This is a genomic window from Methanobrevibacter thaueri, from assembly GCF_015062905.1.
GTDB lineage: Archaea > Methanobacteriota > Methanobacteria > Methanobacteriales > Methanobacteriaceae > Methanocatella > Methanocatella thaueri_A.
In genome coordinates this window covers 1-22,179 of sequence record NZ_SUTK01000013.1, presented here as the reverse complement: position 1 = coordinate 22,179, position 22,179 = coordinate 1, and the positions used below count along the sequence as shown (strand labels likewise).

Annotated in this window: 25 protein-coding genes and 1 pseudogene; 19 read left to right on the top strand and 7 right to left on the bottom strand. The window is 34.6% G+C overall.

The window, feature by feature from the left end:
- Positions 1–64 precede the first annotated feature (64 nt).
- From E7Z79_RS04130 to E7Z79_RS04115, 4 genes are all read left to right on the top strand, one after another.
- On the top strand, positions 65–700 hold the full coding sequence (locus E7Z79_RS04130; protein WP_303738711.1) for a hypothetical protein: 636 nt from the start codon (positions 65–67) through the stop codon (positions 698–700).
- A gap of 517 nt (positions 701–1,217) precedes the next feature.
- Complete coding sequence (locus tag E7Z79_RS04125; RefSeq protein ID WP_303738710.1) at positions 1,218–2,294, top strand: NAD(P)-dependent alcohol dehydrogenase; 1,077 nt, start codon at positions 1,218–1,220, stop codon at positions 2,292–2,294.
- A gap of 59 nt (positions 2,295–2,353) precedes the next feature.
- The gene (gene npdG / locus E7Z79_RS04120; RefSeq protein WP_303738709.1) at positions 2,354–3,037 is read left to right on the top strand and encodes an NADPH-dependent F420 reductase; all 684 of its coding nucleotides are present in this window, start codon (positions 2,354–2,356) and stop codon (positions 3,035–3,037) included.
- A gap of 177 nt (positions 3,038–3,214) precedes the next feature.
- The gene (locus E7Z79_RS04115) at positions 3,215–3,511 is read left to right on the top strand and encodes a putative quinol monooxygenase (protein WP_303738708.1); all 297 of its coding nucleotides are present in this window, start codon (positions 3,215–3,217) and stop codon (positions 3,509–3,511) included.
- Between the two features lie 38 nt (positions 3,512–3,549).
- On the opposite strand, the gene E7Z79_RS04110 is transcribed toward E7Z79_RS04115, so the two are convergent.
- Both E7Z79_RS04110 and xseA read right to left on the bottom strand, forming a co-directional pair.
- Positions 3,550–3,768 carry an exodeoxyribonuclease VII small subunit gene (locus tag E7Z79_RS04110; RefSeq protein ID WP_295609164.1) on the bottom strand — a complete coding sequence of 73 codons (219 nt, stop codon included), beginning with the start codon at positions 3,766–3,768 and terminating at the stop codon, positions 3,550–3,552.
- Positions 3,769–5,022 carry an exodeoxyribonuclease VII large subunit gene (xseA, locus tag E7Z79_RS04105; RefSeq protein WP_303738707.1) on the bottom strand — a complete coding sequence of 418 codons (1,254 nt, stop codon included), beginning with the start codon at positions 5,020–5,022 and terminating at the stop codon, positions 3,769–3,771.
- 125 nt (positions 5,023–5,147) lie between these two features.
- On the opposite strand from xseA, the gene E7Z79_RS04100 reads away from it, so the two are divergent.
- Positions 5,148–5,378, top strand: coding sequence for a PRC-barrel domain-containing protein (locus tag E7Z79_RS04100; RefSeq protein WP_303738706.1), 231 nt, complete (start codon positions 5,148–5,150; stop codon positions 5,376–5,378).
- Positions 5,378–5,905 carry an orotate phosphoribosyltransferase gene (gene pyrE / locus E7Z79_RS04095; protein ID WP_303738705.1) on the top strand — a complete coding sequence of 176 codons (528 nt, stop codon included), beginning with the start codon at positions 5,378–5,380 and terminating at the stop codon, positions 5,903–5,905. Before E7Z79_RS04100 ends, pyrE begins: the two co-directional genes overlap by 1 nt.
- A gap of 22 nt (positions 5,906–5,927) precedes the next feature.
- Here pyrE and E7Z79_RS04090 read toward each other — a convergent pair whose 3' ends face one another.
- The 4 genes from E7Z79_RS04090 to E7Z79_RS04075 are packed head-to-tail and all read right to left on the bottom strand — an operon-like array spanning position 5,928 to position 8,387.
- Positions 5,928–6,434, bottom strand: a complete 507-nt coding sequence (locus tag E7Z79_RS04090) for a molybdenum cofactor biosynthesis protein B (protein ID WP_303738704.1) — start codon at positions 6,432–6,434, stop codon at positions 5,928–5,930.
- Positions 6,435–6,458: 24 nt separating this feature from the next.
- Positions 6,459–6,788 carry a winged helix-turn-helix domain-containing protein gene (locus tag E7Z79_RS04085; protein ID WP_303738703.1) on the bottom strand — a complete coding sequence of 110 codons (330 nt, stop codon included), beginning with the start codon at positions 6,786–6,788 and terminating at the stop codon, positions 6,459–6,461.
- A gap of 19 nt (positions 6,789–6,807) precedes the next feature.
- Positions 6,808–7,599, bottom strand: a complete 792-nt coding sequence (locus E7Z79_RS04080) for a winged helix-turn-helix domain-containing protein (protein ID WP_303738702.1) — start codon at positions 7,597–7,599, stop codon at positions 6,808–6,810.
- Entirely contained in the window at positions 7,596–8,387 is a 792-nt protein-coding gene (locus tag E7Z79_RS04075) for a winged helix-turn-helix domain-containing protein (RefSeq protein WP_303738701.1), read from the bottom strand. The genes E7Z79_RS04080 and E7Z79_RS04075 overlap by 4 nt, the downstream gene beginning before the upstream one ends.
- Positions 8,388–8,707: 320 nt before the next feature.
- On the opposite strand from E7Z79_RS04075, the gene E7Z79_RS04070 reads away from it, so the two are divergent.
- From E7Z79_RS04070 to E7Z79_RS04055, 4 genes are read left to right on the top strand one after another with little or no spacing between them, the layout of a single operon-like run.
- On the top strand, positions 8,708–9,214 hold the full coding sequence (locus tag E7Z79_RS04070; RefSeq protein ID WP_303738700.1) for a ribonuclease VapC: 507 nt from the start codon (positions 8,708–8,710) through the stop codon (positions 9,212–9,214).
- Positions 9,211–10,326, top strand: coding sequence for a DUF2117 domain-containing protein (locus E7Z79_RS04065; protein WP_303738699.1), 1,116 nt, complete (start codon positions 9,211–9,213; stop codon positions 10,324–10,326). The genes E7Z79_RS04070 and E7Z79_RS04065 overlap by 4 nt, the downstream gene beginning before the upstream one ends.
- A gap of 17 nt (positions 10,327–10,343) precedes the next feature.
- A complete protein-coding gene (locus E7Z79_RS04060) occupies positions 10,344–11,318 on the top strand; it encodes a methanogenesis marker 2 protein (RefSeq protein ID WP_303738698.1) in 975 nt (324 codons plus the stop codon).
- Positions 11,319–11,327: 9 nt separating this feature from the next.
- Positions 11,328–12,113: a DUF4013 domain-containing protein gene (locus tag E7Z79_RS04055; protein WP_303738697.1), complete on the top strand. Its 786-nt coding sequence runs from the start codon at positions 11,328–11,330 to the stop codon at positions 12,111–12,113.
- A gap of 1 nt (position 12,114) precedes the next feature.
- Here E7Z79_RS04055 and E7Z79_RS04050 read toward each other — a convergent pair whose 3' ends face one another.
- On the bottom strand, positions 12,115–12,861 hold the full coding sequence (locus E7Z79_RS04050; protein ID WP_303738696.1) for a thermonuclease family protein: 747 nt from the start codon (positions 12,859–12,861) through the stop codon (positions 12,115–12,117).
- A gap of 128 nt (positions 12,862–12,989) precedes the next feature.
- Between E7Z79_RS04050 and E7Z79_RS04045 the strand changes: the two genes are divergently transcribed.
- The 9 genes and pseudogenes from E7Z79_RS04045 (at position 12,990) to mtnA (ending at position 22,127) form a co-directional block, all read left to right on the top strand.
- Positions 12,990–14,537 (top strand): methanogenesis marker 3 protein, encoded by a 1,548-nt coding sequence (locus E7Z79_RS04045; RefSeq protein ID WP_303738695.1) that lies wholly within the window; start codon positions 12,990–12,992, stop codon positions 14,535–14,537.
- Complete coding sequence (locus tag E7Z79_RS04040) at positions 14,509–14,979, top strand: methanogenesis marker 6 protein (protein ID WP_303738694.1); 471 nt, start codon at positions 14,509–14,511, stop codon at positions 14,977–14,979. Before E7Z79_RS04045 ends, E7Z79_RS04040 begins: the two co-directional genes overlap by 29 nt.
- Before the next feature lie 8 nt (positions 14,980–14,987).
- Entirely contained in the window at positions 14,988–15,446 is a 459-nt protein-coding gene (locus tag E7Z79_RS04035; protein WP_303738693.1) for a methanogenesis marker 5 protein, read from the top strand.
- Between the two features lies 1 nt (position 15,447).
- Positions 15,448–16,688, top strand: a pseudogene (locus E7Z79_RS04030) (methanogenesis marker 15 protein).
- A 19-nt stretch (positions 16,689–16,707) separates the two neighbouring features.
- Positions 16,708–17,268 carry a methanogenesis marker 17 protein gene (locus E7Z79_RS04025; protein ID WP_303738692.1) on the top strand — a complete coding sequence of 187 codons (561 nt, stop codon included), beginning with the start codon at positions 16,708–16,710 and terminating at the stop codon, positions 17,266–17,268.
- Positions 17,269–17,335: 67 nt separating this feature from the next.
- Positions 17,336–18,202, top strand: a complete 867-nt coding sequence (locus tag E7Z79_RS04020; RefSeq protein ID WP_303738691.1) for a radical SAM protein — start codon at positions 17,336–17,338, stop codon at positions 18,200–18,202.
- Positions 18,203–18,451: 249 nt separating this feature from the next.
- Positions 18,452–19,933 (top strand): hypothetical protein, encoded by a 1,482-nt coding sequence (locus tag E7Z79_RS04015; RefSeq protein ID WP_303738690.1) that lies wholly within the window; start codon positions 18,452–18,454, stop codon positions 19,931–19,933.
- Between the two features lie 95 nt (positions 19,934–20,028).
- Complete coding sequence (locus E7Z79_RS04010) at positions 20,029–20,949, top strand: manganese-dependent inorganic pyrophosphatase (protein WP_303738689.1); 921 nt, start codon at positions 20,029–20,031, stop codon at positions 20,947–20,949.
- Positions 20,950–21,197: 248 nt separating this feature from the next.
- Entirely contained in the window at positions 21,198–22,127 is a 930-nt protein-coding gene (mtnA, locus tag E7Z79_RS04005; protein ID WP_303738688.1) for an S-methyl-5-thioribose-1-phosphate isomerase, read from the top strand.
- Positions 22,128–22,179: the final 52 nt, after the last annotated feature.

Here is a 22,179-nt window from a genome sequence, read left to right as displayed (position 1 = left end):
TATTAAAGAACTTGAATCAGAGTTCAATAGAAAATCAGGTAATATTTCCAGAGGGTTAAACGATTTGAAATCCTGTAAATTCATTACACGTTTGCCGAACAGGAAATATGCTGTTACCTCCATAGGTTTTTTATTTGCTAAGAATTTACAAAATATGTCATCTAATTTTGATAATATAGACAATCAGGAGAGGTTTTGGGAAGACCATGCCATTAAATCGATACCTACTCGTTTTTTAAAAGGCATTTCTTCCTTCAGCGGAGTTTCATCTGTAAAGTCCAGTATCACAGAATTCGCAAAGCCTATAAATGTGTATCTTGAAAATATAAAAAAATCTACAGATATCTGTATGATTTTGCCGGTATTTTCAAAAATTTTCATGGATTCAATATATGAAGCTTTAATCGATCACGAAGGGCATTTGGATTTACTGACTACTAAAACAATCTATGATTTAATTGTCAAATCAGATTCTGAAAACTATTTTAAAGCATTGGTTCGTGATAAAAAGATTGATTATTATATTGTTGAAGACATTTCAAATATCTTTTTCACTGTCTCAGACATTTTTGCATCAATATTCTTATTTTATGATGATTCTGTCTTTGATAATTCTGAAATGCTTTTAGTTGATGGAGAATCAGGTATTGAAGATGCATATAGATTCTATAATTCATATAAAAAGTATATTTTGAAATAATTTTTTTAATTTCATTCTTTATTTTTTTTTTATAATTTATTTTTTTTACGTTCTGAATTTAATTTTTCATCAATATTAATTTTTATCATCAACATGAAATTTTTACATCACCTTGAAATTCTGAAATTTAATTTTAATTTTTTAATTTTGTCTTCAATTTTCATAGGCCTTGTGAATTTTTAGCATTTTTTTTAAAATTTTTATTTTCAAATTAATTAAAATCATCTTAATAAAAAATTATCAAGAACCCTTAAAAATATTATTTAATCCATAATTATTTAGTAATACTGAAAATATGCCACCGTTAAGTAGTAACTTTTATATATGGGCCTTGTAAAATATTATAATAGAAAACATTTGTATTCTATTTAGTTATTTCTAAATTAACACGTTTTTAATCGTGTTATTTGAAGAAATAAGTGTTTAAATGAGTTATTTATAAACATTTTTTGTTTATTTTTCCTTGTTTTTTCACTTAAATTTTATATGAATGTTTTACTTAAAAGAGGTGAAAAAAATGGCAACTTTTAAAGGATTTGCAATGAAAAGACTCAATGAAATCGGATGGGTAGAAAAAGAAGTTCCTGAATGTGGACCATTAGACGCAATCATTAAACCAACTTGTGTATCTCCATGTACTTCAGATATTCACACTGTATGGGAAGGTGCTATCGGTGACAGAAGAGACATGATCTTAGGTCACGAAGCTGTTGGTGAAGTTGTTGAAGTAGGTAGCCACGTTACCAAATTCAAACCTGGTGACCGTGTAATTGTTCCTGCTATTACTCCTGACTGGGATGACGAAGCAGCACAAAGAGGATTCCCATCACAAACAACCGAACCTCTCGGTGGTTGGAAGTTCTCCAACTTCAAAGACGGTGTATTCGGTGAAAGATTCCATGTAAACATGGCAGACGCAAACCTAACATTCATCCCAGACGGATTATCCGACGAAGGCGCATGTATGTTAACCGACATGTGGTCTACCGGTATGATGGGTTCAGAAAACGCTGACATTCCATTAGGTGGATCCGTATTAGTTATCGGTATCGGTGCTGTAGGTCTTTCAGCTATTGCTGGTGCAAAATGTTTAGGTGCAGGAAGACTGTTCGCAGCAGGTACTCGTCCAATCTCCGTTGAAGTTGCTAAAAAATACGGCGCAACAGACATCATAAACTACAGAGAAGGACCTATCGACGAACAAGTAAGGGAATTAACCGACGGTGCTGGTGTAGACTCAGTTGTTATTGCAGGTGGTAACTTAGAAAACACATGGGCTGAAGCAATCAAATCTGCAAAAGCAGGAGGAACTGTATCCAACGTAAACTACTTAAGTGGTGCTGACAACGTATTAATCCCTCGTGTAGAATGGGGTTGCGGTATGTCCAACATCAACATTAAAAACGGATTATGTCCTGGTGGAGCAGTAAGAATGGAAAGACTTGCTGACTTAGCATTATGCGGCAGACAAGACCCAGAATTATTAGTTACCCACAAATTCAAAGGTCTTGAAAAAATCGAAGATGCTTTACTCTTGATGAAAGACAAACCTAAAGACTTAATCAAACCTGTAGTAATGTTAGATCTCGACTAGATACATTTTATGTAATGATTTTTAATCATTACATATATTTTCTTTTTTAAGGTGATATTATGAAAGTTGCAGTAATTGGCGGAACTGGTCCACAAGGACTTGGAATTGCAAAAAGATTTGCAATTGAAGGTGTTGAAGTAATTGTTGGATCACGTAAAGAAGAAAAAGCTTTAACCATTGTTGAAGAAACAATTGAAGAACTTAAAGACTATGATTTAAATATTGTAGGTATGGCCAACGAAGATGCGGCAAAAGCTGGAGATATATTAATTCTCACAGTACCTCTTGCAGCTCAAAAACCTACACTAGAAGGAATTAAAGAATTTTGTGCTGACAAAATTGTTCTTGATGCAACTGTTCCTCTTGAAACAGCTATTGGAGGAAAACCTTTCCGTTTCATTGATTTAATGGAAGGATCTGCTGCAGAAAGAACTGCTAAAATCCTTGAAGGAACCGGTGCAAAGGTAATTTGTGCATTCTGTAATATCAGTAACTCCCACTTATCCAATATTCCAAATGAAATAGACTGTGATTGTTTAATTGCAGGGGATGATAAGGAAGCTAAAGAAGTTGCAATTGAACTTATAGACAAACTTCCAGGTGTCCAAGCTATTGACTGTGGAATATTAGAAAAATCAAGAATAATCGAAAAAATCACTCCATTATTAATCGGATTGAATATTAAATACAGATCCCATTATGGTGGACTTAGAATTACTGGAATCCCACAGTTCGAGAAATAAGATTGAAAATTGAGTAATATTTTTAACTGCTCTATTTGTAAAATATAGTTATCTTAAAATATAATAGGTATTACTAATATATTTAATTTCAACTTCAGTTAAATATTTAGGAAATTATGTCCATTTTCATAATTTCTTAATATTTAATTGAGATTCCTTAATTATGAGGTGATTTTAATGATAATGGTTTTAGCTAAAGCAATTCCTAAAGATGAAGATGCATGTGCAAAAATTGTTGAATTTGCACAAGATTTAATTGAAAATACTAAAAAAGAAGAAGGAAACATAGATTATAATTTATATTCTAATACTGCAGATGGCACATTGTTATTTGTTGAACAATGGGAATCAAAAGAGATTTTAGGCACACATTTGCAAACTGATCATTTTATAAGATTTGGAGAAAATATTCAAGATTTAGTCTCTTCAGAACTCATCATTGATGTTTTTGATGCTGAGGCTACTGATCTTTAAATTTTCTTTTTTTCTTTTTTAAAAAATTAAAGACAATTTCACTCTGTTGAATTGAATTCAACAACATCTCCATTGTCTTTTACTATTTTTGCAATTGACTCTTCCGCTTTTGATAACTTGTTTTCACAGATTTTAACTAATTGCATAGCATTGTTAAACTCATCGATTGCATCGTCCAACGGCACGTCTCCGTTTTCTAATTTGGTCACGATTTCTTCTAATTTTTCTAAACTTTCTTCAAAACTTAAATTTTCCATTTATATCACCCTTGTATTTACAGTTCCGTCATCAAATTCAACATCAAGCTTGTCCCCAGACTTCACGTCTTTTGCTGAAGACACCACTTTTCCTTCTACTCTTGTTAATGTATAACCTCTTTTCAATGTCAAAAGAGGGTTAAGAACAGCTAGTTTATCAACGTTTCTCAGATATGGTTCTCTTTTCATTCTGATGATTTCATCAGGATTTTTCATAATATTCTTGTTTTCCAGTTCCAGCAATTTGTTTCGATTTTCTGCAATGATATTTTTAGATGAAAACTCTAATTTGGTAACCAGATTGTCCAATGTCATGGATTTAATTTCGTAAATGGATTCTGGATTTTTAAAAATCTGCTTTTCAGAAACATGTTTTAATTTGGTCCTGTTTTGCATAATCTTATCGTTAATGTCTTTGTTCAATCTATTTCTTAATTGCACAATTTTGAATTTAACGTCATTGACATCCGGAACGGCCATCACTGCAGCGCCTGTTGGTGTTGGAGCTCTTGCATCCGCCACAAAATCGGATATGGTAAAGTCAACTTCGTGACCTACTGCACTTATGACCGGTATTTTGCAGTCATAAATTGTCCTTGCCACTATCTCTTCGTTAAATGGCCATAAATCCTCTATGCTTCCCCCTCCACGACCGACAATCAATGTGTCAATGTCGAATTGCTGGGCATGTTTAATTTGCTGTACGATTTGAGGGGCAGCCTGTTCTCCCTGAACTAGTGTTGAAAAGATAAGGACTTCGCAATAAGGGTATCTTTTCTCGATTGTTGTTATGATATCCCGTATTGCAGCTCCTGTCTGTGAGGTAACAACTCCTATTTTTCCAGGGTATTCTGGAATTTCCTTTTTATGGGCGTCGTCAAACAGACCTTCTGCTTTAAGCTTTTTTTTCAGTTGTTCAAAGGCAACATGCAGATTTCCTATTCCGTCTTCGGTCATTGTTGATGCATATAACTGATATTTGCCGTCTCTTTCAAAAACTTCGATTTTACCTTTGATAATCACTTTCATACCATTTTCAGGCTGAAATTTGAGGCTGTGCTTTCTTCCTTTAAACATCACTGCCGGAATTTGTGATTTCTCATCTTTCAATGTAAAATAGCTATGTCCGCTTGGATATGTTTTGAAATTAGATATTTCACCTTTAACATAAATAACTTTTAAATTCGGATCTTCTTTAAACTTTTTATTGAGATATGAATTAATTTCCGATACGCTGAAAGTTTTTTCTTCCATATATTCACCTTTAAACTAATTGTTATTATATTGTTACTATTTAATACAATTTTGCTTTTTCACATTATTTTTTAGAAAGAATTAATTAATATTAAAAACTATCTAATATTAAAAAGGTGTTTTTTATGAGAATAAGAGATGAATTATTTGGAAAAGAAGTTCTTGATGCGGATATTCAAATTGTCGGTAAAGTTTCTGATGTAATTTTAGATAAGGACACATATGAAATAACTGATTTGGTTCTTAAAAAGACAGGATTTTCTGAACAAATCAAGGCTAGTGAAAATCTAGTTCCAATGGAGCTTGTTAAAGTCATTGGGGATAAAATTTTACTTAAAGGCGAAGAGGATTTATAATGGTTTCAAAAGAGTATTTGATTGATTTATTAAAGGAAAATGAAGTATTTCTTGAAGGCGATTTTACTCTAGCTTCCGGAAAGAAAAGTAATTATTACGTTAACATGAAAAAGGCAATCACAGACCCTGAAATCTTATCCACAATTTCAAAGCTGATTACAGAAAAGATTTCTGGCGAAAATGTTGATAAAGTTGCTGGCCCTGCCTTGGGCGCAGTTCCAATCGCCACTGCAGTTTCTTTAGAATCTAAACTTCCTTTATTGATGATTCGTAAAGAGAAGAAAGGCTACGGAACATCCAAATTAATTGAAGGTGAACTGAACCAGGATGATAATGTTATTGTGGTTGAAGATGTTTCCACTACTGGTGGATCACTTTTAAAAGCAATAAACGCTATTCAGGATAATGGCGGTAAAGTAGTTAGGGCATTTGTTGTGGTTGACAGGCAGGAAGGCGCTATTGAAGAGTTTGAAAAAGCGGGCATAACCTTAGAGCCTTTAATCACTGTCAATGAATTTTTTGATTAGAAAATGATGAAAGTTAATTTCATCATTTATTTACATGATGAACAAAATGTGGAAGTTCATCAATAATCAAGCTTAATGCTGTTTTAACAGCATTTGGAGAACCGGGCATGGAAAATATTAGTGTCTTTTTGTAAACGCCGGCTGTTGCTCTTGAAAGAAGAGCTCCAGAACCTATTTCCTCAAAAGATTTATATCTAAAAAGTTCTCCAAACCCATCTATTTTTTTTTCGAAAAGTGATTCCACTGTTTCAACAGTGATGTCACGGATATCCAAACCGGTGCCTCCGGTTGTCAAAATAACATCAACGCCCTCGAAAATCATTTTTTCTATTGCATTAATCAATTCATCTTTTTCATCAGGAATTAAACTTTTAGACTTCAAAGTATATCTGGATTCGATTTCATCAGAGATTATCTTTCCTGACAAATCTAATTTTTCAGATTTTCTACTGTCGCTAAGAGTTATTATTCCGCATGAAATGTCAGAAGATGATTCGCTTTTGTGTTGTTCGGTAGTTTCACTTTTCATATAAATTCTCCATTGTTTGATAATTTATCTGTTTAATACATATTCTTTTAATATAGTATATTCATGACGAGCCTTATTAAATTTTTCAGTAGGATAGTAGAAGACACTTTTTTCGAATCTTTCTGCGGTAACGTAGTTGTGGTCACACATAATCTTAATGTGATAGTTTACGGTGTTGTAATCTAGTCCTAATTGTCTTGCTATCTGGTTTTTGTTATATGGTTTTTGAAGTATCAAATCTAATATGAGAATGCTTGTTTTTCCTCCTTCTCTTCCAACTAAAAAGTTCAAAAGTTCCTTATCTTTTATTTCAAGCAGATTCCAACTTGCTAATGTCTTCTGTAAACTTGCCATCTAACCTCCTCCATTATTTTTATATGCTTTTTTCGAGAGTTTTTGCCCATTTGATTGCATTTTTGTCTTTTGCAGTCAATAGCTGCGAATCATCATAGTGACCGTCCTTAAAGAATAGGGTTAGTGACATAAATTCTTCGCTGTATGTCAAAAAGACTTTCAATTTCCTTTCGACGCATTTAATTTTCACTTTTTTATTGCCGATCAGTTCTTTTTTGAGCAGTTCATTTTCTTCAATTGAATTTAAGATTTCTTCACTAACCACCAGTTCCAATTCTTTCAGTTTTTTGCCGTTCAATAGTTTTATCAGATGTTTGAAGTGGTTTTCCGAATAAATTGGAAGTATTATTTTCAATTTCTTTGCTTTAGAAATTAATTTGATGTATGTGTTAAATGCGTTTGATAGGTCGCTTGTTGTTGATGCGACATATTCTGCATTTTTTAAAAGATAAATGTCCTTCAATAGGTCATCAGGAATTCCATCCAAATCATGGCTGTTCCAGAATTGCTTATTTTTTTTGATTGAGTACCAATTCTCAATAAGTTTTACCATATTGGTTGTTAATAGGAATCCATTAGATGTGAGTTCATAATATTTCTGGACTTTTCTGATTAGGTTTATTGTTTCCAATTCTTTCAATCCATGCAGGATTGTTGCTGAAGGCTTTTTCAATTCCTTCCTTAATTCATCCAAGTTTTTAGGCCCGTCATAAATCGCCAGGAGTAATTTTGACCTCATTCCTGAAGTCAATATGTATTTGATTCCGCTGAACTCTTTAGTCAATTCCTTTTTTGATTCCGCTGTGTTCATTCTTTCACCTGTTTTTTGACATGGTTGAATAATTCTTCGGCCCAGTTGCAGGATTGTTCGTCGTCAGATACCAAAACACGGTTCTGATCAAAACTGCCGTCATTTTTGAATAGTCCCAGGCTCATGCTGCCGTCACATATTGTCAGATACAGATTCAACTTATTCTTGAAGCTGTAGACCTTTAACTTCTTGTTTCTGATTGCTTTTCTTCTGATTGTGCTGTTGACACGAAACATCAGTTCCTTGAATATGGTTTCAGGCACAATTAATTCAACTGTTCCGTTATTTTCCAAAACGCCTTCAATCAGGTTGGGATATTCAGGATGAATATATGGAAATATCGCCTTCACATTTCTTGAATCCATAATTTGACTTTTGATAGTGTTGTGGGTCTTGTATATGTCAATCGGTGTTGTTTCAATCAGTTTTGAATCTCTTAAATCTGTGATTCTCTTGATTGATGTTATGCTTAGCTGATTTAAATCATGCTTGCTCCAAAATGCATCATAGTTGTTTACCAGTTCGACGCTGTTTTTGAAGTCCATCAATGTTTTAAAATAGACCTGGGTCATTGGATTGATGTGATATTTATTTTCAACCTTTGTAATGTAGTTGTGGCTTTGCAATTTGTGAATATTGCTTGAAACAGAGCTATATGCTATATCAGTTTTTTTAACAATGCCCCGAACATTATTAGGATTTTTATCCAATTCACTTAGAATTTTTAGTCTTATTTCAGATTTTGCAAGAAATTTAATATCATTGTCAATGTTGTTTGAGATACTCATATTTTGATCCTCCAAGAGTCACTTTTCAGAAATTTTTTTCTTAAAATTTCTTGTTAATTTTAGTTTACTTGTTAGAATTTAAATAACTTTTTCAAAATATGTTCTAAATTTCTTCAAATTCTATTTAAAAGATTTTCCAATCTTTTTAAGACTTTATAGTAAATTTATTCAGTACTTGTTGTGAAGTTGTTCCAACTTTATTCACAACTTGTTCCAAATTTATTCCAAATCTATTCAAAACTTATTCACAGTCCCATTTTTTAAGGGCATATTTTTGAGATAGTTAAGTTTTATAAATTTATAAATTCAAATATAACTTCATGGAAACTACTTATGTGCTGGATGCATCCGCTTTTATTAACGGCTTTAAAATTGTTTCCGACAACAATTTTACGGTTCCGGAAATCACATCTGAAATAAAGGATTTCAAATCTAAATTGGCGTTTGACATGGCCCTTGAAGAGGGCAGTCTATGTATACAAGATGTGCCTTCCAAATACATATCAAGTGTCAATGATATTATATCTGATTCAGGTGATATTTTAAGGTTATCCACCCCTGATAAAAAATTAATATCACTTGCATATATGCTGCGTGAAATGGGGCATGACGTCAAGGTGATTAGCGATGACTATACAATTCAGAATACCTTGAAAATCATGGATATTCCATATTCTGGTGTAATTACAGAAGGCATCAAGGGAATATATAACTGGAAAAAAGTCTGTGAAGGGTGTAAAAAGGAATATGATGAGGATTATCCATTTGATGACTGTGAAATATGCGGGTCTCGCATATTTAAAAAAAGAATAAAGGTGAACAAATGAGAATTGGTGTTGTGGTTCATGGCCCTAATATAATTGATTCAGGATATGCCTTGCGATTGATTGAACTGCTCAAAACATACGGTGACGTTTCTGCAAGGTTAGGGGGGACAATGGGTCGCACTGCAGTAATCGATGCCAATCTGGAAAACGTTATTGATATTTCCCGTAAATTGGTTCCCAGCGATTCCTTAAAGCTGTTTTATGATGAACGGGTTGATGTGATATTTTTACTGAATTATGGAAAATCCGATGTGACCGGACAAGTTTTCGGATATAAGGTTTATAATCATTTTGTCGATAAGATTGAGGATAATGATGTTCCTGTGATTCAAATTGAGCGTCCTGGTGAAAGTGACGGCAGCATAATTGCCTGGAACAATGATATTGAACTCGTTCAGGAATTGTCCCAGAAATTGGGACTGGACATTGTAACTCCTGAGGATATCTATGACAATCACATTAGGCAGGACGATGTTGGAGTAAATCAAAGGATTGTCCATGGCGTAAGCCCAGGTGAGAATATAATGGTCAACAGTGTCGTAATAGGAAAGACAAACTCTGATAGGCTGATACTGATAGCCAAGGACAATCACATTGTTGATATTGTCGGAGGGGAACTTAAAAGTCATGGATTGGAAAAGCTTGGGGAGGTTGACCTGGAGAGCGCAATCATAAAAACCGGTCTTTTAAGACATGCCAAAGTCACTCCGAGAGTCATTTCAAATGATAAACCTGAGGAGTTCATAGTTACTTTTCTTGACCATGCGGGTGAGGATGTCTATAAGTTTAGAAATTCCAGTCTTGTTATAACAGTTGGGGATGACACCACATTGATATCTTCGGACATTCTGTACAGATTTGATATACCTGTAATTGGAATAACTGATGGGGATTTGGACAAGGTCGTGGAAGATGGATTTAAGGTCAAGAATTCTATAATCTTTGAGGTTGAAAGTGGTTTTGATGACATCATCGGCCAAGATATTAAAAAGGAAATCTTCGGCGGCAAACGGGAATCACATGACTTTGGAAATATTGATGATGTTGAAGCAAAAATTGAAGAAATTATAAAAAATATTAATTGTAAATATAAAATTAATTATATCGAATAAAACTGGGATGTGTAAAATTGGATTTTAATAATCTTGTTCGAGAAATTCAGGAATTTAAGGGAGTTACTCGTAAAGGCTCAATAGATAATGTCATATCTCTTTTGAAGGAATCATACAACGTTTCTGGAGATGTTGTGATAGATATTGGAGATGACGCTTCAGCTATTGACATCGGAAATGATCAGGTGATGCTTATCGCCGCAGATGGAATCTGGGGAGACATTATGAATGTAAACCCTTACTGGGCGGGGTATTGTTCTGTGCTTGTAAATGTAAATGATATTGCTGCAATGGGAGGAAAACCTCTCGCAATGGTCAACATAATGTCAATAAGCAATGATGATATTTATGAGGATTTATTGAAGGGAATCAAAGACGGATGCTTGAAGTTTGGAGTTCCTATGGTTGGAGGACACCTGCATCCCGATGGGGAAGTCGATTCCCTTGGTGTCGCAATTGTTGGCATTGCAAAAAAGGATAAGATTATAACAAGCTTTGGGGCGGAAGTTGGAGACAAGGTGATTGTTGCGATTGACCTTGACGGCAAGCCTCATGAAATGTTCAGCCTGAATTGGGACACTACATACGACAAGGATGCAAAAATAGTTCAGGACCAGATTACTGCTGTACAATACCTGGCTGAAAACGATTATATCAAATCCGGAAAGGACATTTCAAATCCTGGAATACTTGGAACATTGGAAATGCTACTTGAAACTTCCAGAAAAGGAGCTGTAGTCAATCTGGAGGACATTCCAAGAAATGAGAGCGTGGAATGGGTTGACTGGCTCAGGTCATATCCGGGTTCAGGTTTTGTATTCACCGCTTCCGAGGAGTACTGCGAATACATTAAGGATTATCTGTCAAGATTCTCGATTGCTGCGGAAGTGGTCGGTGAGGTGACCGATTCCAATTGCCTTTATTTGAATTATGATGGCCAGCAGGCCGAAGTGTTTAATCAGGAAAGGAATCCTGTATTCATATTCAGATGAGGTGATGTTATGGACGTAGGAAAGATTATTTCAAATTCTTTTAAGTATCCTTTTAGAAACCTTGCCAAATTGCCCCTTCTTTTTCTTCTGTTCATCGCAGTGTCTATCGTTCCAATTGGAATGGCGTTGAATAATGATTATATGGTGTATTTTGGAGTATTTGCATTTTTTATATTCATCCTGATTGTGCCGGGTTATTTATTGTCCATTGTTAAAACCGGATCAAGGGAGTCTTCAATGCTTCCTTCCTTTAATTTGGTCAATAACATTTATGATTCAGTCAGGGTATTATTCCTGAGAATCGTTTATATGATTGTTCCGGCTATCGTATTTTTCATTGTTCTGACTACATTGGGTCCCGCAAGTGTGGATTTGCTTCGTAACTTGCAGGTTCATACCTTTTTGGCGACAGTCGGTTTGATAATTCTTTTGATTGTAATCACATATGTCATATTTGAGTTTCTACTGTTTTTTGCAAAGGCAAGAATGGCTTACCTAAACAGTTTGCCTGAAGCTTTAAAAATTAATAAGGTCGTAGGAGACATTAGAAACATAGGCATAGCCAACATAATCAAATGGGCAATAGTCATGCTGGTATTGATGATTGTAATTTCATTTGTCACATCATTTGTGCTGTCCATCCCATATGTCGGATTTTTAATCTATATAGGTATTGTAATACCATTGATTGAAAGTATCGGAAACTACTCATTGGGTTTACTGTATTCCAATATTGCTCAAAATTATGATGATTTGGATAGGCTGGAAATGGAAATCAAACAATTAAGATATTAAATTAGGGATTGCAACGCTTACAAGGCTGATATCCCTGATTAATTGCATCATCTCTGCTTGAAAAGAACACTTTGTTTCCTTCAGACATTTTGCTCACGCTATTGCAGCTTGCTTCATGGAATTTTCCTGAATTTGCATTTCCGACATAGCTGGCGGAATCGGATGAGCTTGTAGATTCGCTGCTTGTTGGATGGGAACTTGATGAAGATGAGCTGTGTGACTCTGATACATGTGTATCGCTGTTTGCCCAGTCATATGGATAAAATTCGCTTGGAGGCATATACATGATTTCGGCGAGACCCTCTTTTAGGAGCATTTCATTAACGTTTTTTCCACCAACGATAACGACTCCTAATGTACGGCCGTAACGGTCGGTGTGTTTTGAATCATCAATGTCGATGCCCACTTCCTTATTCAGACATAGTTTTTGAACAAAGTTTTTTGATGTAATATATCCTTCAACGCCTCTCTCAGGAGTGTTCACTCCTACAAAACGTACCTTTTCACCATTGTCCAAATATATGGTGTCTCCATCAACCACATGTGTGCAGACTGCACGTTCCTCAACGCTGCAGCTTGTGTCCTCATATTTATTTAGGATATCTGATGCGGACAAATCATGGTACTTGGAACTTGGAACGCTGTGTGAAAATCCTGTTCTTGTGTATGCACTGGCAATTGATATCGCTCCTGCGAGGATAATCAGGATGATCAGTAAAGAAAAGATATGTTTTTTATTTATCTGCATAAATTTTCCCTCCATTAATATAATTGTTATAACTTTGTGTTAATATAATTTTCCAAATTCAAATAAATAATTATTTTATATTAAAACATCAAATATATATAATATTAAAAATTCTTATTGGAGATTGTATGTTAATTAAAATTAATGGAGAAGAAGTTGAAGTGGCAGACGGTTCATCAATTCAAGATGTAATCGCTGAAACTAATGCTCCTTATACTCCAGGAAGTATTATTTGCTTAATAAAAGGTAAAAAGGAACTTGAAAAGAATATTAGCAAGTATAAAATTAAAACAAACAAGGGTTCAATAATAATTCAGTTAGACGAGTCAGAGGAGGCAAAACCTCTTATTGATGTTTGGAAGAATCAATATGAGGAATTTGTTGATTTGGATATTCGATGGTCCACTCCAACTGAAGTGGCTGTCGGACCTATCGTAACTGATTTGGAACCTACTTCTGATGAACATAAATATTTTGAAGGAGATGTTGTTTTAAGTTTATCTAGTTTTAGTAATGAGTCTACTCATTTAATAATGCTTAAGGAAAACACTACAAATGTCTATAGTGTGCCTCCATATAACAAAGGTATTTTTGCCCGTATTATTGGTGGTAAAAAAACATTGGACAATTTGACAGACGATGATAAGATAACAGGCATTGAGCCAATCATCGAAAGAAGCACAACAACAGACAGTGCTTCAGTTTCCGATTTAAGCACAGTTTTACAAGAGGGCAATGAATTATTTACTTATATTTCATTCGAAATCGATGAGGACTCACCGATTTGTGTAGAACATTTATTTTCACTTATTAAAGATGGTAGAATTAAGGTTTCTTATGATAGCGAATCATTTATAGGTTTTTATGACCTGGCGGGAATAATCAAACCTAAAGAGGATACTACCTTGAGGAATAGGGGAACAATAACTGTTAGAAATAACGGTGTAGGTGTAGGAAAATTATATATCTATCGTGAAAACAGAGTTTTAACTCCAAATCATACTACTGTCGGCCATATTGTAAATGGTATGGAAATCATTGACATTGCAAAGGAAAATGATTTCATTACAGTCAAATCCGAGCAGCAAAGATTGATGCTATTGAATAAGACTCAAAAAGAAGCTACAGAAATGCTGTCTGCTGTTGGTGTTGAACACATGATAGATGGTTTGGTCGATGATGATGCAATAATTGTCGAACAGACTCCAAAACATACAATTGATATCCTAAAAGAGGGTCAGGTAATAACTAAGGCAGTTAACAAAGAAGACTTATGCACTATCAAATTTGTAGATAATGCTCCAAGGTCTGTAAAGTACTTCAAATTCCTGTCTGGACTTTTAGAAAATCCTGTTGGTAAAATCAAAGTTCACTTTGCGGTACCTGGAATGCATATTGTTATCTTTGAAGGGGATAAAAAATTGGCTAAAGGTTTAATTCCTGAAAATAACCCAGTAGATAAGGTAATCAGGGGCCAAATAGGTATTACAAACATGGCTTCAAAAAGTGCCGGTTTGATTGGTATTAGATTTGAGGACAATTTAGAATTTGGTCCGACTGCAGAAAGCTTTGAGGCAACAAATATAATTGGAGACATCACATCTGATTATGATCATCTTGAAAAATTAAAAGAGGGAGTGGAAGTTTATGTCACAGAATCTGACAATGAGTCCTGATTTAGGTACAGAAGATTGGGATCCGGATGTAATTACTCGTATGATTTTTATTGGGCCGGGAGCTCATGTAAGTGAACAGGAAATTGTCACTGAGTTTCACATGCTTGGATTGCCGCTTACAATAAAGAATACTTGTTATGGATCTATGATTAGTGGAAAAAGTGCAGATGTTTATAAGGCGATTGAGGAAATAAGAAAGCTTGATCCAAACCACATTTTCACAAAAGAAAGAGGATTTGCTCCAGGTGACCCTAGACGTTGCAGAGGTCACCGATTCGGTCCACGAGAAGGTTTCCATCAAATGGAAAAAGAGTACAGAATACTTGGTTTTGTTGCAAATGCGTTGGAAGAGCGCAAAGATGTAGAAATTGAAGAGAAAAAACCAGTTAGCGTTGATGAATTTAAAAGAATCATGAATGATTGTTTAGATAAAGAAGAATAGGTGAAAATATGGTTAAAATCGCTGTTTATCCACCAAACTCATTAATTCTGGCAGATTTGCTAGAAAGAAAAGGTCATACTCCTTTAGTTTTACAAAAACAAATTAGGCAAAAAATAAAAGACCCGGAGATTGATTCTCCTCCAATGAATATTACAGAAGACGACCCAATTCAAGGACTTAAATATGCTGCAATTGAAGTTCCTTCAGGCGTTCGTGGAAGGATGGCAATTATTGGGCCACTTATAGATGAAGCGGAGGCCGCAATTGTTGTAGATGGAGCTCCATATGGATTCGGTTGTATTGGTTGTGCAAGAACCAATGAATTATCAATATTTTTACTTAGGAATAAGGGAATTCCTGTTTTAGAATTAAATTATCCTACAAATCAAGATGAAACCTATGCAATGGTAAATCAAATCAACGATTTTGTGGATTCACTTGAAGAAACTGCTAAGGAGGAAGAATAATATGGTTAAAATTGCATTAGTTTCATGCGGAACAGAATACAGTGGAATTCAAAAGGAAATTGAAAAGGCGGCAAATAAGTTTGGCGCTGAAATTGTTCTTCCTGAAATCGATTTGGATTATATTGACGAGTCTTATGAAAAATTCGGTTTTTCAGCTCAAAGTTCAAGTTTAAAATTGATGATTGCAAGAGCCATGGCTATTGTAGAAGGTAGATCAAGACCTGATGCGGTATTTATTGCAACTTGTTTCAGGTGTGCCGAAGCGGCATTGGTAAGAAATGAGGTAAGAAGGTTTATACAAAATAACACTCGTATTCCGGTTGTTACCTATTCATTCACTGAAAGGACAAAAGCTGACGAACTGTTTATTCGTATGGAAGCATTAGCTACTACCGTAACTCGTAGAAGCATTCTTGCCCGTGAAAAACAAGAAGGCCTTACTCTTGGACTTGACTCAGGTTCAACCACTACAAAAGCGGTGCTTATGGAAAACAATCAAGTTATTGGAACCGGTTGGACTGCCACAAAAGACATTATCGAATCTGCAAAAACTGCTGCTGCAGAAGCTTTCGGTCAAACTGATTACGACTGGGATGACTTAGACGGTATTGGAACTACCGGTTATGGTAGATTCACAATGGGTCAGGAATTTAAAGCGGAACTTATTCAGGAAGAATTGTCCGTTAATGCAAAAGGTGCAGTGTATCTGGCAGATTGTCAAAAAGGTGAAGCAACCGTTTTGGATATTGGTGGTATGGATAACAAGGTAATCACTGTTAATAACGGTATTCCGGATAACTTTACCATGGGTGGTATCTGTGCCGGTGCATCAGGAAGATTCCTGGACATGACTTCCCGTAGGTTGGATGTTGACATTACCGAACTGGGTCCATTGGCAGTTCAGGGAGATTGGAGAAAGGCAATGTTGAACTCCTACTGTATCGTATTCGGTATTCAAGACCTTGTTACCACACTTGCTGCAGGAGGTTCCAAAGCTGATGTTGCAGCTGCTGCATGTCACTCCGTTTCTGAACAAGTTTATGAACAACAACTTCAGGAAATTGACATTCGTAACCATTGATTCAGGTAGGTGGAACAAGTTTGATTTCAGGTCTTGTTGAGGCTGTAAGTGAAACCTTAGGTGGAATCGAAGTAATTGTTCCTGAATACTCTCAACATATTGGTGCTGTTGGAGCGGCTCTTTTAGTATCTGGAATGGGACACAGACAAGATGATAAATAATATTTAAAGGGTGGATTTGATGTTAGTTGAATGCTATGATGAGCGTGGAGCTGAAGTTTATGAAATCATCATAAAACAGATCTTTCAAGATTTGGTTTTAGGTGCTTCTGTTGATGATTTAAAGGCTTATGTTAATCCTGATGACCCTGTATTTGTCTTAGCTATTAAAATGAGAAAAACTTCAAATGTCATTAGATTTGAGGATGTTGCTAATTTAACTTATGATAAAGCTAACGATAAGACCATGATTTTGGTTGACAATGAAAATTATCTTCCAAATATTTTGAAAATCTTATGGATGCAATTTTCAAGGGATGAAATCTACCAGCCCAACAGATACCAGCTTGAGATTAAGGGAGATTACACTGACTTAAGTTCCGTTGTTGTTGATGACCCTCATTCTAATTTACAAAGACGTATTTATGATGCAGTCTTTAGAATATTGCCTGAAGGCTTTAAAAACATTAAAGATTTGTCTTCTGAAAATATTGTTGCAGTTGTAGCTACTGATGAGTTAATCAAGGATGAATGGCTTGAAAAATGCCATGAATTTATTGATGAATTAAATAATGGCATGTAGAAAGCTTTATATATTTGTTCGTATCAATACTAATTAACAGATGTTATATTTATGGAGTTGTGGTATTATGAATGAACATAACGGTTCAAGATTTGCACATATAACAAGGGCACATCCATGTTTTAATGAAAAAATGCACGATAAAGTCGGAAGAGCACATGTACCGGTAGCACCTAAATGCAATATCTTTTGTAATTTCTGTACAAGAGATATTAACAATGAAGAAGACAGACCTGGTGTTGCAGGATGTATAATGAAGCCTGATGATGCAATTACTCATATTAATGATGTTACTGCAGAGGGTCCTATTGCGGTTGTTGGAGTTGCAGGACCTGGAGATTCACTTGCAAATGAAGAAACATTTGAATTCTTTGAAAAATTAGCAGAAGAACAGCCTGATTTAATAAAATGCATGAGTACAAATGGACTTCTGCTTCCAAAATATGCAGACAGATTAGCTGAACTCGGTGTGAATTCCGTAACAGTTACAATTAATGCAGTTGATCCTGAAATTGCAGAGAAAATTTATTCATTCATCAAATATGAAGGTAAAGTTTACAAGGGTCGTGAAGCTGTTGAGATTTTAATCAAAAATCAATTGGAAGGTGTTGAAAAGGCAGCTGCTAACGGATTGGTTGTTAAAGTTAATTCAGTTTTAATTCCAACAGTCAATGATGAGCACATTGTTGAAATCGCTCGTGAAGTCGAAAAACGAGGTGCTGCTTTGATGAATGTTTTACCTTTAATTCCTTTAGGTAAAATGAAAGACCTTGAAAGGCCTGACTGTATGATGATGGAATCTGTCAGGGAACAAGTTGAAGAGATTATACCTGTATTCAGGGCATGTACTCAATGCAGAGCTGATGCTTACGGAATACCTGGTAAGAAAAGCGAAGATCATCATTTAGGAATGACTCCTCAAAGTCATTACTAAATTTTTTACTTTTTTTTATTTGCTTGGTAAACATTTGTTTCGAATGAAAATGTTTGCATTTCTATTTTTTAAATATTTTAAAATCCTATCTTTTTTAAAAAATTATTGTGTGATTCGCCATAAAGATGATTCTTTCAAAACAAATAAATTATATAAAAATCATAAATATCCATATCTCAATAATTTGATAAGATTATTTTTTCTTATTTTGCTTGTATTATTATAAATTAAATTCTAAGGTGAAATAAATTGAATATTAATAATGGTGATAAACTTAAAGATAATATGGGAAAAGCCTTGTTTATTCTTAGTCTATTTGTATTGGGGCTATTGATATTTTTAATCATTCAAAAGCCTTTTTTACACATTGACGAATGGTTTACTCAAGGTGTTTTGAATATTTCCTTTAAAGAAATGGTTCATTTAACCGCTAAGGATGTGCATCCCCCATTATACTATGCCATTGCTTTGATGCCGGTGTATCTGTTTAAATGGCTTCATATTCCATTTGACATGATTACCTTAATGAAGATGGTGTCTGTAGTTCCATATGTTATTATATTTGTGATATCCCTAACCAAAATCAGAAAGGATTATGGATGGTTAGTTGGAGGGTTATTTGCATTTACACTTTTGACTATGGCTGACTTTTTCACAATGTTTTCAATTGCAAGAATGTATCCTTGGGGTCTGTTGTTTTTAGTGGTAAGCTTTTTATACGCATGTGAAATTTTAAGAAATCCTTCATTGAAAAGTTGGATTTTATTGGCATTTTTCTCAGTTTGTGGGGCATATACTCATTATTTTGTTGCTATCCCATCAATTCTATTGTATATGTTATTGTTGGTGCATGTGCTCCTTAAGAATAAAACACAAATTAAAAATTGGCTTATATCAACAGTATTCGGTATCTTATGTTTTGTCCCATGGGTTCCATACTTGTTAAAACAGATAAACTCAGTATCCGGCAGTTATTGGATTGATGAAATTACATTCGAAACATTTGTGCAGTTTTTCGCATCAATATTCACTGACACTGCCGAATTTTACGTAAATCTGGCTTTGGCAATCGTATTTTTGGCAATATTTATTAGCATTCTGATTTATTATAGGAAATCAAAAGAGGATGCGGATATTGTTCTAATCGGGTCCTTAATGTTCATTGGAACAATCCTTGTTGGAGTTACCGTATCAATCGTATTCAACCCTATTTTCATTGTTAGATACGTTATTCCTGCAACTGCAGTATTATGGTTATGTCTTTCAATATACATATCTAAATTTGACCTTAAAAGGGTCATAATACCTGTCGTAATTATTTTAGTGCTGTTCAGTGTAGCGAATATAGCTGACCAGGTTAATGAAATATCTGACAATCATGAGAAACTGGTTAAAAATCAGGAATTCCTGCAAAGTATCAACAGCAACAATTCTGTTGTTATCATTGATGGAATGGTAAAGTATGTCCATTTCTATAATCAATTGAATGATTCTATTGTTTATGGAGGATTCTCGGTTGGAGAGCGGGAAAAGGCTAAGGATTTTACTCTGTTTTATGATGATAAGGACACAAGGTTCCTAATGCCTGACGATTTCAACAAGTATGAGAACAAAACAGTTTATCTTGCATATCGTCAAGGTTCTGATATAGATTTACCTAAAGATGTTTCAAAAGAGAAAGTGGGTAAAGTTGAAAATACCAAGTTCTATATACTGAAGTATAAAGGTTAATCTTAATAGGATGTGTTCCCATATCCTATTATTAATTATTTTAAAATAGTTTGAATGTTTATGTTAATGTTATAATTTAAAAAAGGAGAAATAATATGGTAGAAACTTTTGTTTTTGGACATAAAAGTCCAGATAGTGACTCAATCACATCAAGTTTGGTAATGACCAACTTGGAAAAGGAATTAGGAAATAGCGAAGCTAAAGCTTATAGGTTAGGAAATATCAATAAGGAAACAGAATTTATCTTAAATTATTTGGGCATTGAAGCGCCTGAGCTTTTGGAAAGCGTTGAAGATGATGCAAATGTGATTCTTGTGGATCACAACTCCCCTGCAGAGTCAGTCGATAACTTAGAAAATGCAAACATTTTAAAAGTTGTTGACCACCACAAACTTGCTTTGGAAACTTCATATCCATTGTTTTTAAGATTTGAACCTGTAGGATGTACCGAAACAATTTTATGCAAGTTATATGAAGAAAATGATGTTGAAATTACAAAGGAAATTGCTACATTAATGCTGTCTGCAATCATTTCAGACACTTTGCTTTTAAAATCACCTACTACAACTGAAGATGATAAAATTGCTGTTGAAAAACTTGCAGAAATTGCAGAAATCAATGCTGAAGAATACGGATTGGAAATGCTTAAGGCAGGTACCGATTTAAGCAGTTTCACAATTGACGAGATTCTGTCCCTTGATGCAAAACAAATAGACTTTAAGGATGTCAAATCAATTGTTAATCAAGTGAATACTGCGGATATTTCTGATGTCATGGCCATGAAAGATGAATTGGAAGCAGGAATGAATAAAATCATTGAAGAGGAAGATTTGGACTTGTTCATGCTTTTGATTACAGACATTGTAAACAGCAATTCTCAAGTCATCGCATTAGGTAAGGAAGCCGGTTTAGTTGAAAAGGCTTACGGTGTAATACTTGAGGACAATACCGTATTACTTGATGGTGTTGTTTCCCGTAAAAAACAAGTAGTGCCTATCATGACCGAGAATGCTTAATTAATTTTAGGTTGCCTTAAATATCATGTTTTTTTAAGGTTTTTTCTAAAAATTTATAAAGGATAATTGAAAAAGTATTATGTAGATGTATTTTTAATACATCTCTAATCAATCCATTTTTGGATATTAAATTAGACGGGAAGCATAATTATAAATACTCTATGCATTTTTGCATAACAAAAATTAGAAACTAACATTAATTATGCTTCATATTTTTTAAACTTTTTTTTAAATTATTGGGTGTTAAAATGAAAACACTTGAATGGGAAGATAATAAATTAAAACTTATTGATCAAAGAAAACTTCCTGATGAGTTGACTTATGTTTACTGTGAGGATTATCGGGATGTTATAGTGGCAATTAAGAATATGACTGTGCGCGGAGCTCCTGCTATTGGAGTAAGTGCCGCTTTTGCAATGGCATTGGCGGATATTGAAGGTGTTGATTTGGATGATGCTGCAGATGAAATTAAAGCGGCAAGGCCAACAGCAGTAAATCTGTTCTGGGCAGTTGACAGAGTATTGAATAGTGATGATGCACTTTCAGAAGCACTTAAGATGTATGAGGAAGACATGGCAACAAATAGGGCTATTGGAAAGTTCGGTGCTGAAGTCATTGATGATGGAGACACAGTTTTAACTCACTGTAATGCTGGAGCACTTGCGTGTGTTGATTATGGAACCGCTTTGGGAGTATTTAGAGCAGCACGCGATGCAGGTAAAAACATAAACGTGATTTGTGATGAGACTCGTCCACGTGGACAGGGCGCAAGCTTAAGCGTGTGGGAAATGCAACAGGAGAACATTCCAGTTAAATTAATTCCTGATGTTGCTTCAGGATATCTGATGTCACAGGGCATGATTGATAAGGTTGTCATTGGTGCGGATAGAATTGCAAAAGGAGGAGTTGTAAATAAGGTCGGCTCTTTTATGGTGGCTCTCGCTGCTAAACATCATGACATTCCGTTTTATGTGGCTGCACCATACTCAACATTTGATAATGAAATCAACATTTATGATACAGTTATTGAAGAAAGAGATGGAGATGAAGTACGGTATTATGGTGGGGCAAGGATTTGTCCTGAAGGTACCGAAGTTATAAATCCAGCTTTTGACATAACTCCAAAAGAACTGATTACTGGAATAATTACTGAAAAGGGAATTATTGATCCGATTTAAGCGATAATTCTCAAATCTTATTTTTTTTTTAATTCTCTCCCTATATTTGGCA

Bases quoted from the DNA above. Each gene is read 5' to 3' on its own strand.
- E7Z79_RS04110 (WP_295609164.1), bottom strand. From the start codon at position 3,768: ATGGAAAATTTAAGTTTTGAAGAAAGTTTAGAAAAATTAGAAGAAATC.
- E7Z79_RS04065 (WP_303738699.1), top strand. From the start codon at position 9,211: ATGAGAATTGGTGTTGTGGTTCATGGCCCTAATATAATTGATTCAGGA.
- npdG (WP_303738709.1), top strand. From the start codon at position 2,354: ATGAAAGTTGCAGTAATTGGCGGAACTGGTCCACAAGGACTTGGAATT.
- E7Z79_RS04115 (WP_303738708.1), top strand. From the start codon at position 3,215: ATGATAATGGTTTTAGCTAAAGCAATTCCTAAAGATGAAGATGCATGT.
- mtnA (WP_303738688.1), top strand. From the start codon at position 21,198: ATGAAAACACTTGAATGGGAAGATAATAAATTAAAACTTATTGATCAA.
- E7Z79_RS04025 (WP_303738692.1), top strand. From the start codon at position 16,708: ATGTTAGTTGAATGCTATGATGAGCGTGGAGCTGAAGTTTATGAAATC.
- E7Z79_RS04085 (WP_303738703.1), bottom strand. From the start codon at position 6,788: ATGGCAAGTTTACAGAAGACATTAGCAAGTTGGAATCTGCTTGAAATA.
- E7Z79_RS04055 (WP_303738697.1), top strand. From the start codon at position 11,328: ATGGACGTAGGAAAGATTATTTCAAATTCTTTTAAGTATCCTTTTAGA.
- xseA (WP_303738707.1), bottom strand. From the start codon at position 5,022: ATGGAAGAAAAAACTTTCAGCGTATCGGAAATTAATTCATATCTCAAT.
- pyrE (WP_303738705.1), top strand. From the start codon at position 5,378: ATGGTTTCAAAAGAGTATTTGATTGATTTATTAAAGGAAAATGAAGTA.
- E7Z79_RS04020 (WP_303738691.1), top strand. From the start codon at position 17,336: ATGAATGAACATAACGGTTCAAGATTTGCACATATAACAAGGGCACAT.
- E7Z79_RS04040 (WP_303738694.1), top strand. From the start codon at position 14,509: ATGTCACAGAATCTGACAATGAGTCCTGATTTAGGTACAGAAGATTGG.
- E7Z79_RS04010 (WP_303738689.1), top strand. From the start codon at position 20,029: ATGGTAGAAACTTTTGTTTTTGGACATAAAAGTCCAGATAGTGACTCA.
- E7Z79_RS04050 (WP_303738696.1), bottom strand. From the start codon at position 12,861: ATGCAGATAAATAAAAAACATATCTTTTCTTTACTGATCATCCTGATT.
- E7Z79_RS04035 (WP_303738693.1), top strand. From the start codon at position 14,988: ATGGTTAAAATCGCTGTTTATCCACCAAACTCATTAATTCTGGCAGAT.
- E7Z79_RS04070 (WP_303738700.1), top strand. From the start codon at position 8,708: ATGGAAACTACTTATGTGCTGGATGCATCCGCTTTTATTAACGGCTTT.
- E7Z79_RS04080 (WP_303738702.1), bottom strand. From the start codon at position 7,599: ATGAACACAGCGGAATCAAAAAAGGAATTGACTAAAGAGTTCAGCGGA.
- E7Z79_RS04045 (WP_303738695.1), top strand. From the start codon at position 12,990: ATGTTAATTAAAATTAATGGAGAAGAAGTTGAAGTGGCAGACGGTTCA.
- E7Z79_RS04125 (WP_303738710.1), top strand. From the start codon at position 1,218: ATGGCAACTTTTAAAGGATTTGCAATGAAAAGACTCAATGAAATCGGA.
- E7Z79_RS04090 (WP_303738704.1), bottom strand. From the start codon at position 6,434: ATGAAAAGTGAAACTACCGAACAACACAAAAGCGAATCATCTTCTGAC.
- E7Z79_RS04075 (WP_303738701.1), bottom strand. From the start codon at position 8,387: ATGAGTATCTCAAACAACATTGACAATGATATTAAATTTCTTGCAAAA.
- E7Z79_RS04100 (WP_303738706.1), top strand. From the start codon at position 5,148: ATGAGAATAAGAGATGAATTATTTGGAAAAGAAGTTCTTGATGCGGAT.